Origin of the sequence: Pseudomonas sp. A2 (assembly GCF_023100865.1) — a bacterium.
GTDB lineage: Bacteria > Pseudomonadota > Gammaproteobacteria > Pseudomonadales > Pseudomonadaceae > Aquipseudomonas > Aquipseudomonas asiatica.
Map to the genome: position 1 here is coordinate 5,839,715 of NZ_CP039127.1, position 13,795 is coordinate 5,853,509.

A 13,795-nucleotide genomic window follows, 5' to 3' on the forward strand; every position below is an offset into this window, starting at 1 on the left:
AGAGGCCGGAACAGGCCACCTCACACTCAGAGGGTTTTATTGGCCCCAGGCCCGATCATCCGCGCCAACCCAAGGTTTTTCAGGGCCAGTTGCAGCGAGCTGTGGATAACCTGCGGGTTGTCATGACTCAAGGCCTCGACCAGCAGCTCCTTGGCCTTGCTCATATTCACCTGACGCAGCATCCACTTCACCTTCGGCAGGTTGGTGGCGTTCATCGACAGGCTGTCGAAGCCCATGGCCATCAACAGGATCGCCGCTGCCGGGTCACCGGCCATCTCACCGCAGATACTCACCGGCTTGCCTTCGCCATGGGCGTCGCGCACCACCGTGTTCAGCGCCTGCAACACCGCCGGGTGCAGGTAGTCGTATAGGTCGGCGACCCGCGGGTTGTTGCGGTCCACCGCCAGCAGGTACTGGGTCAGGTCGTTGGAACCGACCGACAGGAAGTCCACCTGCCGCGCCAGCTCCTTGGTCTGGTACACCGCAGCAGGAATTTCCACCATCACGCCAACCGGTGGCATCGGCACATCGGTGCCTTCGTCACGCACCTCGCCCCAGGCGCGGTGGATCAGGTGCAGCGCCTCTTCCAGCTCATGGATGCCGGAAATCATCGGCAGCAGGATACGCAGGTTGTTCAGCCCCTCGCTGGCCTTGAGCATGGCGCGGGTCTGCACCAGGAAGATTTCCGGGTGGTCGAGGGTGACGCGAATGCCGCGCCAGCCGAGGAACGGGTTTTCTTCCTTGATCGGGAAGTACGACAGCGACTTGTCGCCACCGATGTCGAGGGTACGCATGGTCACCGGCAGCGGGTGGAAGGCCGCCAGCTGCTCGCGGTAGATGGCCAGCTGCTCTTTCTCGCTGGGGAAGCGCTGGTTGATCATGAACGGCACTTCGGTGCGGTACAGCCCCACCCCTTCGGCGCCACGCTGCTGGGCACGGGCAACGTCGGCGAGCAGACCGGTGTTGACCCACAGCGGCATGCGGTGGCCGTCCGGGGTAACGCACGGCAGTTCGCGCAGGGCATCCAGGCCCTGGGCCAGCTGGCGCTCCTCCTCGACCACGTCGCTGTACTGCTTGCGCAGCACTTCGCTGGGGTTGGTGAACACCTCGCCCTTGTAGCCGTCGACGATCATCTCGATGCCGTCGACCTTGGAATAAGGCAAATCGACCAGGCCCATCACCGTGGGGATGCCCATGGCGCGAGCCAGGATGGCGACGTGGGAGTTGCCCGACCCCAGTACCGAGACCAGGCCGACCAGCTTGCCTTCAGGCACTTCGCCGAGCATCGCCGGGGTCAGCTCTTCGCTGACCAGGATGGTGTTGTCGGCGTACACCAGCGACTGCGCGCGGGCTTCCTGCAGGTAGGCCAGCAGGCGCCGGCCCAGGTCCTTGACGTCGGAGGCGCGCTCGCGCAGGTAGTCATCGTCCATCAGCTCGAAGCGGTTGACGTGCTCGCCCACCACCTGGCGCAGGGCACCCTGGGCCCACTGGCCGGTCTTGATGACTTCGGTCACCTCACCGCCCAGGGCCGCATCTTCGAGCATCATCAGGTACACATCGAACAGTGCACGCTCCTCCGGGCGCAGCTGGGTGGCCAGCTTGGCCGACAGCTTGCGCATATCGTCGCGCACACCTTCGAGGGCGTTCTGGAACAGCTTCAGTTCGGCGTCGATGTCATCGACGGTCTTGTCCGGTACCACTTCCAGATCGGCTGGCGGCAGCATAACCACTGCGCGCCCCACGGCGGCACCGGGCGAGCCCGGTACGCCGACGAAGCGCGCTTCCTGGATACCCTTGCCCTGGCGGCCCAGGCCACGGATCGAGCCAGTAGCCTCGGCGTGGGCGATAACCCCGGCGAGCTGGGCGCTCATGGTGACCAGGAAGGCCTCTTCGCCCTCGTCGAACTGGCGGCGCTCCTTTTGCTGGATGACCAATACCCCGACCACGCGGCGGTGGTGGATGATCGGCGCACCGAGGAAGGAGGCGAATTTTTCCTCGCCGGTTTCGGCAAAGTAGCGGTAACGCGGGTGGTCGGCAGCGTTTTCCAGGTTCAGCGGCTCTTCCCGGGTACCGACCAGGCCGACCAGGCCTTCGTTGGGGGCCATGCTGACCTTGCCGATGGATCGCTTGTTCAGGCCTTCGGTGGCCATCAGCACGAAGCGGTTGGTTTCCGGGTCGAGCAGGTAGACCGAGCAGACCTGGCTGCCCATGGCCTCCTTGACACGCAAGACAATGATCCCCAACGCCGACTTGAGATCTTTGGCGGAGTTTACTTCCTGGACGATCTTGCGCAGCGTATTGAGCATGGCTCGGGGTCGAACTCCGTCGTCAGTCGCGCGTCAGCAGACGCGGTGCTAGCTCTTTCAGGGCGCGTCGGTAGACCTCGCGCTTGAATGTCACAACCTGGCCCAGCGGGTACCAATAGCTGACCCAACGCCAGCCGTCGAATTCCGGCTTGCCGGTCAGGTCCATCCGCACCCGTTGTTCGTTGCTGACCAGACGCAGCAGGAACCATTTCTGCTTCTGGCCGATGCACAGCGGCTGGCTATGCGTACGCACCAGTCGCTGGGGTAAACGATAACGCAACCAGCCACGGGTGCAGGCAAGAATTTCCACATCATCGCGTTCAAGGCCAACTTCTTCGTTCAGCTCGCGGTACAGGGCATCTTCCGGCGTCTCGTCAGGGTTGATGCCACCCTGGGGAAACTGCCAGGCATCCTGGTTGATCCGTCGAGCCCATAGCACCTGCCCGGCATCATTCGTGAGAATGATCCCGACATTGGGGCGAAAACCATCCGGGTCGATCACGGCAGCAACCTCGCAAACGCATGTCACCGCATTGTTCCACAAAGCTTGCGAGCGCAGCAACGCGCCCGCCAAGCTTATGTGCAGCAGCGTGAAAACTCCGTATTCTGCGGGCCTACCCTGTGGCTTATGCGAGTGACCGCGATGCGCCTGGCTTTATTCGACCTGGACAATACCCTCCTTGGTGGCGACAGCGACCATGCCTGGGGTGACTACCTTTGCCAGCGCGGCATCCTCGACTCGGTTACCTACAAGCAACGCAACGATGGCTTCTATCAGGAATACCTGAACGGCACCCTGGACCTGCAGGCCTACCTGGCCTTTTCCATGGAAATCCTTGCGGCAACACCGGTAGCCCAGCTCGACGAATGGCACCGCGACTTCATGCGCGCCTGCATCGAGCCGATCATCCTGCCCAAGGCGCTGACCTTGCTGCAGCAGCACCGCGAGGCCGGCGACCAGCTGGTGATCATCACCGCCACCAACCGCTTCGTCACCGCACCGATTGCCCGGCGCCTGGGGGTTCGCGTGTTGCTGGCGACCGAATGCGAAACGCGTGATGGCCGCTATACCGGGCGTAGTACCGATATACCGTGTTTCCGTGAAGGCAAGGTGACGCGGCTGGAGCGCTGGATGCTGGAGAACGGCTTCGACCTTGAGGACAGCTATTTCTATAGCGACTCGATGAACGATTTGCCGCTGTTGCAGCGGGTGGCGCATGCAGTGGCGGTGGATCCCGACCCGAAGCTGCGGACGGAGGCCGAGATGCGTGGGTGGCCGGTGGTTTCGCTGCGGGATTGAGGTTTTCCTGTGCCGGCCTCTTCGCGGGTAAACCCGCTCCCACAGGTACTGCACAGCCCTCAAGCCTTGCTCAGACCCTGTAGGAGCGGGTTTACCCGCGAAGAGGCCAGCACATACAGCACAAAGCTGTCAGACCGGCTTGGCCCCCATCAGCCCGGCGATGGACAGGAAGCAAACCCCACTGAACACCGCCAGTGCCAGGGTAAAGCGCAACCCCACCACCTCGGCCTTGCGCAGCCGGTTCAACCGCACCAGCAGCCACCACACGGCAAACGCGCCCAGCGTATAGATGACGCTGGACGCCAGCACCCAGGTCTGCCCCAGCGGCCAGCCCACCAGGTGCACCAGCCACCAGCCGGTGAACGGCATGCTCACCAGGCACAGGCCCATCACCAGCCAGACGAACACCAGCGGCCGACGCAGTAGCTTGGCGTAAGCCTCGGCATCGCCCTGGCGGCGGGCGCGCACGGTCCATAGCGCCAGGCCCAGAGCACCCAGCAGCAGGAGCGCGGTGGCGATGATGTGCAGGGTCTTGAGGGTGGTCAGGTGTTCCATGTCCGAATTGTCCTTTGTCAGGCCATTTATGCAGCAGCCCCTAACCCTTGTAGGAGCGGCCTTGTGTCGCGAAAGGGCTGCAAAGCGGCCCCGGGATCTCGGCCATGATTACACATTGTCGGGGCCGCCTTGCGGCCCATCGCGACACAAGGCCGCTCCTACAAAAAGCGAGATTTCTGGCTTAGCTTAGCCGCTCAGCCCAGGAACAGCTTGTAAGCCGGGTTGTCAGTCTCGTCCCAGTACGGGTAGCCGATCTTCGCCAGCGCCGCCGGCACCAGATGGCGCTCGTCTTCCGGCACCTGCAACCCCGCCACCACGCGCCCGTCAGCGGCGCCATGGTTGCGGTAATGGAACATCGAGATGTTCCAGCGCCCGCCCAGCTTGTTGAGGAAGTTGAACAGCGCCCCCGGCCGCTCGGGGAACTCGAAACGCAGCACCATCTCGTCACTGGCACCGGCCGAATGACCACCAACCATATGGCGAATATGCAGCTTGGCCAGCTCGTTGTCGGTCAGGTCGGTAACCGGGAAGCCCTGCTCGGTCAGTTGCTGTACCAGCGCCGCACGCGGGTCGTTTTCCGGGTGGGTCTGCACGCCGACGAAGATATGCGCCTCGTCGGAGGTGTGCTTGCGGTAGTTGAATTCGGTGATCTGGCGCTTGCCGATAGCCTCGCAGAAGGCCTTGAAGCTGCCCGGGCGCTCGGGAATGGTAACGGCGATGATCGCTTCGCGCTTTTCACCCAGCTCGGCACGCTCGGCCACATGGCGCAGGCGGTCGAAGTTGACGTTGGCACCGGAGTCGATGGCCACCAGGGTCTGCCCGGTCACGCCGTACAACTCGACGTACTTCTTGATGCCCGCCACGCCCAAGGCACCAGCAGGTTCGGTGATCGAGCGGGTATCATCGTAGATATCCTTGATAGCCGCGCAGATTTCGTCGGTACTGACGGTGACCACTTCATCCACATGATGGCGGCAGATGTCGAAGGTGTGCTGGCCGATCTGAGCCACCGCTACACCGTCGGCGAACAGCCCGACCTGCGGCAGCACCACGCGCTCGCCGGCCGCCATGGCCGCCTGCAGGCAGTTGGAGTCGTCCGGCTCGACACCAATCACCTTGATTTCCGGGCGCAGGTATTTCACGTAGGCAGCAATGCCGGCGATCAGGCCACCGCCACCCACCGGCACGAAGATCGCGTCCAGCTGGCCTGGGTGCTGGCGCAGGATTTCCATGGCCACGGTGCCCTGCCCGGCGATAGTGTGCGGGTCGTCGTAGGGATGCACGTAGACGAAGCCCTTTTCATCGACCAGTTTCAGCGAATAGGCCAGCGCCTCGGGGAACGAGTCGCCATGCAGCACCACCTTGCCGCCCCGCGAACGCACGCCCTCGACCTTGATCTCCGGGGTGGTCTTGGGCATCACGATAGTGGCCTTGATACCCATCTCGCGCGCAGCCAGGGCCAGGCCCTGGGCATGGTTGCCGGCAGAGGCGGTGACCACGCCGCGGGCCAGTTCTTCCGGGGTCAGTTGGGCCAGCTTGTTGTAGGCCCCGCGGATCTTGAACGAGAACACCGGCTGCAGGTCTTCGCGCTTGAGCAGAATCTGGTTGCCCAGGCGCTTGCTCAGCTGCCCGGCGCTCTGCAGCGGGGTTTCGACCGCGACGTCGTAGACGCGCGAGGTGAGGATCTTCTTGACGTACTGTTCGAGCATCGGGAATGCATCACTGGGCCGCGGGACAAGGGCTGGGAGTCTACCCCAGCGCTACGTCGGGCGACCACAGCAAAGCCGCCCGAGCCGTTATACTAGGCTCTTTTCAAATCCGCCCTGCCCCTCTCGGAGCCCGCATGACCCAGGACCAACTCAAACAGGCCGTCGCCCAGGCCGCTGTCGACTTCATTCTGCCCAAGCTGGATGAAAAGAGCGTCGTCGGCGTCGGCACCGGTTCGACCGCCAACTTCTTCATCGACGCCCTGGCTCAGCACAAGACCGCCTTCGACGGCGCGGTCGCCAGCTCCGAAGCCACTGCCCAGCGTCTGAAGGGCCATGGCATCCCGGTCTACGAGCTGAACAGCGTCAGCGAACTGGAGTTCTACGTGGACGGCGCCGACGAGAGCGACGCGCACCTGAACCTGATCAAAGGCGGCGGCGCAGCCCTGACCCGCGAGAAGATCGTCGCCGCCGTGGCCAAGACCTTCATCTGCATCGCCGATGCCAGCAAGCTGGTACCGGTGCTGGGCGCGTTCCCGCTGCCGGTCGAAGTGATCCCGATGGCCCGCAGCCACGTGGCGCGCCAGCTGGTCAAACTGGGCGGTGACCCGGTGTACCGTGAGGGCGTGGTTACCGACAACGGCAATGTGATCCTCGATGTGCACAACCTGCAGATCACCAACCCGGTGGAGCTGGAAGCGCAGATCAACGCCATCGTTGGCGTGGTGACCAACGGCCTGTTCGCGGCACGGCCGGCGGATTTGCTGCTGCTGGGTACCTCTGAGGGCGTGAAGAGCCTCAAGGCCGAGTAACTTTCTGCTAGAGCTTCGCCCTCGATTCGCAGCACAAGGCTGCTCCTACAGGGGTACGCGGTTTCCTGTAGGAGCAGCCTTGTGCTGCGAATGGGCTGCAAAGCAGCCCCACCTGCTCACTCCGCTGGCTGTTTGAACACATAGAACAGGTTCGGCTCACTGACCAGATAGATGGTCCCCGCCTCATCCATCGCAATCCCCTCCGCCTGTGGCACCGTCGCCTGCAACCCCTGGAACCCCTTGCGCAACGACAAGGTACTCAGCGGCCGGCCCTCCACATCCAGCTCCAGCACCAGCCGCGACTCGTCCGACAGCGCCAGCAAGTGCCCGCTGCGCTCATCGAACTGCAAGCTCGACAGGTCCCGCACGAACAGCCGCGAATCGCGCTTGCGGTCCTGCACCACATGCACCGCATAGGGCTGCTCAGGATTGTCGTGCGGGAAGCCATGCACCTCGTAGATCAGCATTGGGTCACGCTCCTTGGCCACGAACAGGCGCTTGCCCGCCGAATCATAGGCCAGCCCCTCGAAGCCCTTGTTGCCATTCAGGCCAATGCCCAGGGTCAGCTGCTCGGCATCGCCGGCATCGAGGAACATCGCGTCGTCCTCCAGGCGCACGCGAATCAGCCGCTGCTGACGCTCATCGGTGATCACATAGCTGTTGGGCCCGACGTACTCCACGGCTTCCGGGTCGCCGAAGCCGGTCAGCGGCACTCGGCGCAGGATGCGCCCGTCCAGCGATAGCTCGATCAGCTCCGAGCGTGCGTTGGTAACGGTAAACAGAGTCTTGCGGTCGGGGTCGTAGGTCAGCGCCGAGATGTCATCATCCAGCCCCTCGATCGGCTGCGCCTCCACCACCACCCGGTATCGGTCCAGGCCGATGCTTTGCTCGGCTGGCTGCCACCAGGCCTTGAGGTTGAACCAGCCACGCTCGAACAGGCGAAACTCCTGCCCGGCCAAGCCGAGCAGGATCAGGCCAATAACGACCAGAACAGGGAACGGACGAACAAAACGGCGCATGAGGGAAAACTCGACACAGGGGTGACGAATCTAATCACGCACAACTGAAGTAAAGCTTAATGCCAGCATCCGAAAAGTCGGATGTTTGGGTCAGTTTTTGCTGAAGCGATAGAACAGTGCCGGCTCGCTGACCATGTACAGGTTGCCCTTGTCGTCCATGGCCACCCCTTCGGCACGCGGGATGGTGTCCTGCAGGCCGTTGAAACCGCCGAGCAGGGTCATGAAACTGACTTGCTGGCCCTGCTCGTCCAGTTCCAGAAGCATGTTGGAGTCGGACGACAGCACCAACAAGTGGCCGGTACGCGGATCCACGCCAAGCGCCGAGAGGTTGCGCAGGTCCAGTTCATCACTGGGCAAAAGCTGTTTTTCACCCGTGAGCGGGCTGCGGCCGTCGGTATTCCAGGTATACAGCCTGGGCGGGCGCTCCTCGCCGATTACCAGGCGCTGGCGCAGCGGGTCCCAGGCCACCGCCTCGAAGCCCTTGTTGCTCTTCACCGACGGGCCCAGGTCGTGGCTCTGGAAATCATCATGGTTCAACGAGGTGGTCTGCGCATCCACCTTGACCACGGTCAGGTCGTGCAGGCGCTCATCGGTGATTGCCAGGTAGCCGTCCTCCAGCACGGCGACGCCTTCCGGGTTGTTCCAGCCGTTTAGGGGGATCTTGCGCAGCACATCGCCATCCAGGCTCAGTTCGACCAGGATCGGGTTCTTGCCCATGACTGCGAACAGGGTGCGGGTACGCGGGTTGAAGGCCACATCCGACGCCTCATCGTCGTCCATGCCCGGCAAGGGTTTGGCATCGATGTCGACCTTGTAGTCTGGTAGCCATACGCTCTCGCTGCGCTCGGCGGCGCTTTCGAATCTTTCCTTGACCCACAGCGCACCGCGGTCATCCCAATGCATGGCTACGGCCACGCCATAGCCGACTACCGCCGCCGCGGCCAGGCCGAAGGGCCAGCGCAGGAAGAAACGACGCTTGGGGGTTGCCGGGGCGCTGGAGGGAGATGGCATGCGGGGGTCCTGGGGAAATGGGCGTAGATTCGCGCATTATCCGGATCAGGTGTGAAAAATCGGTAAACAGGACCGGCCTCTTCGCGGGTAAACCCGCTCCCACAGGCATAGCGTCGCCCTTGAGGGTTGCGCAGTACCTGTGGGAGCGGGTTTACCCGCGAAGAAGGCGACGCGGTCTCGAGTCAGAGCACCCGGCTTTCGAAGCGGCTCACACCTGGCAACTCCAGCACCAGTTCATCACCGACATTGAACGGCCCCACACCCGCCGGGGTACCGGTAAGGATCACATCCCCCGCCTGCAGCGAGAAATGCGCGGCCATGTGCTGGATCATCGGCACGATCGGGTTAAGCATCATCGCGCTGTTACCATCCTGGCGAACTTCGCCGTTGACTGTCAGGCGCACCGGGATGTCGGTCACATCCTCGAAGCTGGCGGCCGACACGAACGGCGGCAGTACGCAGGCGCCATCGAAGCACTTGGCCAACTCCCAGGGCAGGCCCTTCTCTTTCAGCTTGGCCTGCACGTCACGCAGGGTAAGGTCTAGCGCCGGTGCATAGCCGGAAATGGCGTCCAGCACCTCTTCCTCGCTCGGATGAGTCGACAGCGGCTTGCCCAGCAGCACGGCAATTTCCGCCTCATAGTGCACCGAGCCACGTTCCGTCGGAATCTTGAAGCCACCCTCGGCTGGTACCACGCAGCTGCCCGGCTTGATGAACAGCAGCGGTTCGGTGGGGATCGGATTGTCCAGCTCCTTGGCATGCTCGGCATAGTTACGGCCGATGCACACCACCTTGCCCAGCGGGAAGTGAATGCGTGTGCCGTCTACGTACTGATGCTGGTAACTCATGGCCGACTCCTCTGGATACTGCTTTCTATTCAGGTGCGAAGATCTTACCCGGATTCATGATGCCGTTAGGGTCGAACACGGCCTTTATCGCCTTCATGCAGGCAATTTCTTCGGGCGAGCGGCTGTAGCCCAGGTAGTCACGCTTGGTCATGCCCACACCATGCTCGGCGGAGATCGAGCCGTTGTAGCGCTCGACGATCTCGAACACCCACTTGTTGACCTTGGTGCACGAGGCGAAGAAGTCGTCCTTGCTCATGTGCTCGGGCTTGAGGATGTTCAGGTGCAGGTTGCCGTCGCCGATGTGGCCGTACCACACCACTTCGTAATCCGGGTAATGTTCGGCGACGATGGCATCTATATCGCGCAGGAACGCTGGCACTTTCGACACCGTGACAGAAATGTCGTTCTTGTACGGGGTCCAGTGCGAGATGGTTTCCGACAGGTACTCGCGCAGTTTCCACAGGTTTTTCAGCTGGGTCTCGCTCTGGCTCATCACCCCGTCCAGCACCCAGCCTTGTTCGACGCAGTGCTCAAAGGTGGCCAGGGCTTCGTTGGCCACCTCCTCGGTGCTGGCCTCGAACTCCAGCAGCGCGTAGAACGGGCAGTCGGTCTCGAACGGCGCCGGCACGTCGCCACGCGCCAGGATCCTGGCCAGGCCCTTGTCGGAGAAGAACTCGAAGGCAGTCAGGTCCAGCTTGCCCTGGAAGGCATGCAGCACAGGCATGATCGAGTCGAAATCGGGGGTACCCAGCACCATCGCGGTGAGGTTGCGCGGCGCACGGTCCAGACGCATGGTGGCCTCGACCACGAAGCCAAGGGTACCTTCGGCACCGATGAACAGCTGGCGCAGGTCGTAGCCGGTGGCGTTCTTGATCAGGTCCTTGTTCAGCTCCAGCAGCTCACCCTTGCCGGTCACCACTTTCAACCCGGCCACCCAGTTGCGGGTCATGCCGTAGCGAATCACCTTGATTCCACCGGCATTGGTGCCGATATTGCCGCCAATCTGGCTGGAACCGCTGGAGGCGAAGTCCACCGGGTAATACAAGCCCTGTTCTTCGGCGTAGGCCTGCAGCTGGCGGGTAATAACCCCTGGCTGGCAGACTACGGTGCGGTCGAATGCATTGAAGCCGAGAATCTGGTTCATGTAGTCGAAGGCGACCACCACTTCGCCGTTGGCCGCCACGGCGCCTGCGGAAAGCCCGGTACGACCGCCAGACGGCACGAGCGCCACCTTGTGCGTATTGGCCCAGCGCACGATCGCCTGCACCTGCTCCACCGTCTTGGGAAAGACGATGGCACTGGGTGCCGGTGGGTAATGCTTGGTCCAGTCCTTGCCATAGGCTTCCAGGGAAGCTGCGTCGGTCAGGACCTTGCCAGGGTCGACAAGGGTCATCAGTTCATCAATTACAGCGGGGTGGGTCATCGCTGGAACTCTCGACTTATTCATAGTCACCCTGAGCACTCTTCACCTGTCGGGATAAGCTCAGATTGTGTCGCGTATGCTAGCATAGCCCTCCCGCTGTTCATGCTAAGGCCGCCTTTGCGCCTGGCATCACCCTCGCCATTTTTTCTCCGGGATACAGGTTTACGCAGATGAGCAAGACTTCTCTCGACAAGAGCAAGATCCGGTTCCTTCTTCTTGAAGGTGTGCACCAGAACGCGGTCGATACCCTCAAGGCCGCCGGCTACACCAACATCGAATACCTCACTGGTTCGCTGCCGGAAGCCGAGCTGAAGGAAAAGATCGCAGATGCCCACTTCATCGGCATCCGTTCGCGCACCCAGCTGACCGAAGAGATCTTCGACTGCGCCAAGAAACTGGTCGCCGTTGGCTGCTTCTGCATCGGCACCAACCAGGTCGACCTGGAAGCTGCCCGCGAGCGCGGTATCGCCGTGTTCAACGCGCCATACTCCAACACCCGTTCGGTAGCCGAACTGGTACTGGCCGAAGCCATCCTGCTGCTGCGCGGCATCCCCGAGAAGAACGCTTCCTGCCACCGTGGCGGCTGGATCAAGAGCGCGGCCAATTCCTTCGAAATCCGCGGCAAGAAGCTGGGTATCGTCGGTTACGGCTCGATCGGCACCCAGCTGTCGGTCCTGGCCGAGAACATGGGCATGCAGGTGTATTTCTACGACCCGCTGACCAAGCTGCCACTGGGCAACGCCGTGCAGGTCACCAGCCTGCACGAGCTGCTGGGCCTGGCCGACATCGTTTCGCTGCACGTGCCTGAGCTGCCGTCCACCCAGTGGATGATCGGCGAGAAGGAAATCCGCGCGATGAAGAAGGGCGCGATCCTGATCAACGCCGCACGCGGCACGGTGGTCGAGCTGGACCACCTGGCCGCCGCCATCAAGGACCAGCACCTGATCGGCGCCGCCATCGACGTGTTCCCGGTGGAGCCGCGCTCCAACGACGAGCAGTTCGAAAGCCCGCTGCGTGGTCTGGACAACGTGATCCTGACCCCGCACATCGGTGGTTCCACTGCCGAAGCCCAGGCCAACATCGGCCTGGAAGTGGCCGAGAAGCTGGTCAAGTACAGCGACAACGGTACCTCGGTATCCTCGGTCAACTTCCCGGAAGTGGCCCTGCCGGCGCACCCAGGCAAGCACCGCCTGCTGCACATCCACGAAAACATCCCGGGCGTGCTCAGCGAGATCAACAAGGTCTTCGCCGAGAACGGCATCAACATCTCTGGTCAGTTCCTGCAGACCAACGAGAAAGTCGGTTACGTGGTGATCGACGTTGACGCCGAGTACTCCGACCTGGCGCAAGAGAAGCTGCAACAGGTCAAGGGCACCATCCGTTCCCGCGTCCTGTTCTAAGTTCGCTGGCGGCATGAAAAAAGGGAGGCCCTGGTGGCCTCCCTTTTTTTGCCTGTTACATTGGTGTCGCTTGCTTCGCGGGCTTGCCCGCGAAGAGCTCAACCCCTATTTCACGTCGACAGTAATCTTCTGCGACACGACGCTCGGCTTGAACGGCACGTGATACTGGTCACCCAGCACCAGCTGCAGGGTGTGCTTGCCTGGGGTCAGGGTAATGCTGGTTTCGGTCTGCGCCTTGCCGAAGTGCAGTACTTGCGGGCCATCCGGCAACGCGGTGCCGGCCTGTGGCATCAGGCTGGCCGGCAGGGCCATGTCGGCCACAGGCTCTTTATCCACGTCCACCAGCAGGTGGTGGTGCCCGGTGTGCGGGGTGCTGTCACCCGCAGGCTTGAGCGCCATGCCCTCGATGCCGAACTTGACGGTGAAGGTCTTGTCGACCGTGGCGCCATCGGCGGGGGAAACGATGAAGACCTTGGCATCCTTGGGCGGCTCCTGGCTCTTCAGGGCATCTGCGGCACTGGCGAACATCGACGCTCCCATCAACAGACCAGCAACGGCAGCACGCGAAAATAGGCTGTTCATTCACTTCTCCTGTGATTCACTTATTGACCGCCGCCAGTATTCCAGTGGCGGCGGTGGTTCACCTTAGTTGATATCTGTGCCTGGATGTTCACAGCGCCAGGCAGAAATATTTCAATCAGGGTTAAACAATGCCGAGGCTTCAAGGTCATAGGCTGCGCTCGACCACGGCGAGGAAGAAAGCCGTGGCGAAGGTTATTCATCTGCCAAAGAGAAAAGGGGCTTTAATGCGTTCGACCATAGGAGTAATGCTGGCGATACTGATCACGCCATTGGCTCAGGCCGAGCTGATAGACGAAATTGCCGACCGGGGCGAACTGCGCATAGCCGTACAGGCCGACAACTCGCCGTACGCATTCAAGGAAAATGACCACCTGAGCGGCTTCGAGATCGACTTCGGCCAGGCGCTGGCCAAGGAACTGGACCTGCGCGCAGAGTTCATCGAAGCCCCTGCGGCAGAGGTACTGCCCGGTGTCGAGAGTGGCAAGTACGACATCGCACTGACCCCGTCGAGCGAATCACCCAAAGGTGACGGCCCGCTCGATGTGAGCCTGCCGTTTGGCGAGAAGCAGCTGGTGATCCCGTTCCAGAAGGACAACCCGGCGTTCGAGAGTGCGGTGAACAATGCACTGCAGCGGCTCAAGGACAGCGGGCGGACTGCCGAACTTGAGCAAAAGTGGTTCAAGGGTGTGCCTGAGACTGCGGCCGGGCAATAGGATTTTTGCTGCCTGTACCGGCCTCTTCGCGGGTGAACCCGCTCCCACAAGTTCTCCACAGCCCTCAACGCTTGTGATGTCCCTGTGGGAGCGGGTTCACCCGCGAAGGGGCCGGAACAG

General features: G+C 62.2%; 13 protein-coding genes. 4 read left to right on the forward strand and 9 right to left on the reverse strand.

What is annotated here, in order from left to right:
- Positions 1-26: 26 nt before the first annotated feature.
- On the reverse strand, positions 27-2,306 hold the full coding sequence (gene ptsP / locus E5221_RS26970; RefSeq protein ID WP_013974668.1) for a phosphoenolpyruvate--protein phosphotransferase: 2,280 nt from the start codon (positions 2,304-2,306) through the stop codon (positions 27-29).
- Between the two features lie 22 nt (positions 2,307-2,328).
- Complete coding sequence (locus tag E5221_RS26975) at positions 2,329-2,808, reverse strand: RNA pyrophosphohydrolase (RefSeq protein WP_003249017.1); 480 nt, start codon at positions 2,806-2,808, stop codon at positions 2,329-2,331.
- A 141-nt stretch (positions 2,809-2,949) separates the two neighbouring features.
- Between E5221_RS26975 and E5221_RS26980 the strand changes: the two genes are divergently transcribed.
- Positions 2,950-3,606, forward strand: coding sequence for an HAD family hydrolase (locus E5221_RS26980; RefSeq protein ID WP_247846691.1), 657 nt, complete (start codon positions 2,950-2,952; stop codon positions 3,604-3,606).
- A 129-nt stretch (positions 3,607-3,735) separates the two neighbouring features.
- Here E5221_RS26980 and E5221_RS26985 read toward each other — a convergent pair whose 3' ends face one another.
- Together E5221_RS26985 and ilvA are read right to left on the reverse strand one after the other, a co-directional pair.
- Positions 3,736-4,161, reverse strand: coding sequence for a DUF2269 domain-containing protein (locus E5221_RS26985; RefSeq protein WP_015272187.1), 426 nt, complete (start codon positions 4,159-4,161; stop codon positions 3,736-3,738).
- 194 nt (positions 4,162-4,355) lie between these two features.
- Positions 4,356-5,870, reverse strand: coding sequence for a threonine ammonia-lyase, biosynthetic (ilvA, locus tag E5221_RS26990; protein WP_013974671.1), 1,515 nt, complete (start codon positions 5,868-5,870; stop codon positions 4,356-4,358).
- 134 nt (positions 5,871-6,004) lie between these two features.
- Between ilvA and rpiA the strand changes: the two genes are divergently transcribed.
- Positions 6,005-6,679, forward strand: a complete 675-nt coding sequence (gene rpiA, locus E5221_RS26995) for a ribose-5-phosphate isomerase RpiA (RefSeq protein ID WP_013974672.1) — start codon at positions 6,005-6,007, stop codon at positions 6,677-6,679.
- Positions 6,680-6,795: 116 nt separating this feature from the next.
- On the opposite strand, the gene E5221_RS27000 is transcribed toward rpiA, so the two are convergent.
- The 4 genes from E5221_RS27000 to E5221_RS27015 form a co-directional block, all read right to left on the reverse strand.
- Entirely contained in the window at positions 6,796-7,698 is a 903-nt protein-coding gene (locus E5221_RS27000) for an SdiA-regulated domain-containing protein (RefSeq protein WP_061550289.1), read from the reverse strand.
- A gap of 90 nt (positions 7,699-7,788) precedes the next feature.
- Positions 7,789-8,709, reverse strand: a complete 921-nt coding sequence (locus E5221_RS27005; RefSeq protein ID WP_247846692.1) for an SdiA-regulated domain-containing protein — start codon at positions 8,707-8,709, stop codon at positions 7,789-7,791.
- Between the two features lie 182 nt (positions 8,710-8,891).
- The gene (locus tag E5221_RS27010) at positions 8,892-9,557 is read right to left on the reverse strand and encodes a fumarylacetoacetate hydrolase family protein (protein WP_015272191.1); all 666 of its coding nucleotides are present in this window, start codon (positions 9,555-9,557) and stop codon (positions 8,892-8,894) included.
- Positions 9,558-9,582: 25 nt separating this feature from the next.
- Positions 9,583-10,980, reverse strand: a complete 1,398-nt coding sequence (locus tag E5221_RS27015; RefSeq protein WP_061550287.1) for an FAD-binding oxidoreductase — start codon at positions 10,978-10,980, stop codon at positions 9,583-9,585.
- A 170-nt stretch (positions 10,981-11,150) separates the two neighbouring features.
- On the opposite strand from E5221_RS27015, the gene serA reads away from it, so the two are divergent.
- On the forward strand, positions 11,151-12,380 hold the full coding sequence (gene serA / locus E5221_RS27020; protein ID WP_003258542.1) for a phosphoglycerate dehydrogenase: 1,230 nt from the start codon (positions 11,151-11,153) through the stop codon (positions 12,378-12,380).
- A 105-nt stretch (positions 12,381-12,485) separates the two neighbouring features.
- On the opposite strand, the gene E5221_RS27025 is transcribed toward serA, so the two are convergent.
- On the reverse strand, positions 12,486-12,962 hold the full coding sequence (locus tag E5221_RS27025; protein ID WP_024087878.1) for a DUF4399 domain-containing protein: 477 nt from the start codon (positions 12,960-12,962) through the stop codon (positions 12,486-12,488).
- Between the two features lie 224 nt (positions 12,963-13,186).
- On the opposite strand from E5221_RS27025, the gene E5221_RS27030 reads away from it, so the two are divergent.
- Positions 13,187-13,675: a transporter substrate-binding domain-containing protein gene (locus tag E5221_RS27030; protein WP_061550286.1), complete on the forward strand. Its 489-nt coding sequence runs from the start codon at positions 13,187-13,189 to the stop codon at positions 13,673-13,675.
- The last annotated feature ends 120 nt before the right edge of the window (positions 13,676-13,795 follow it).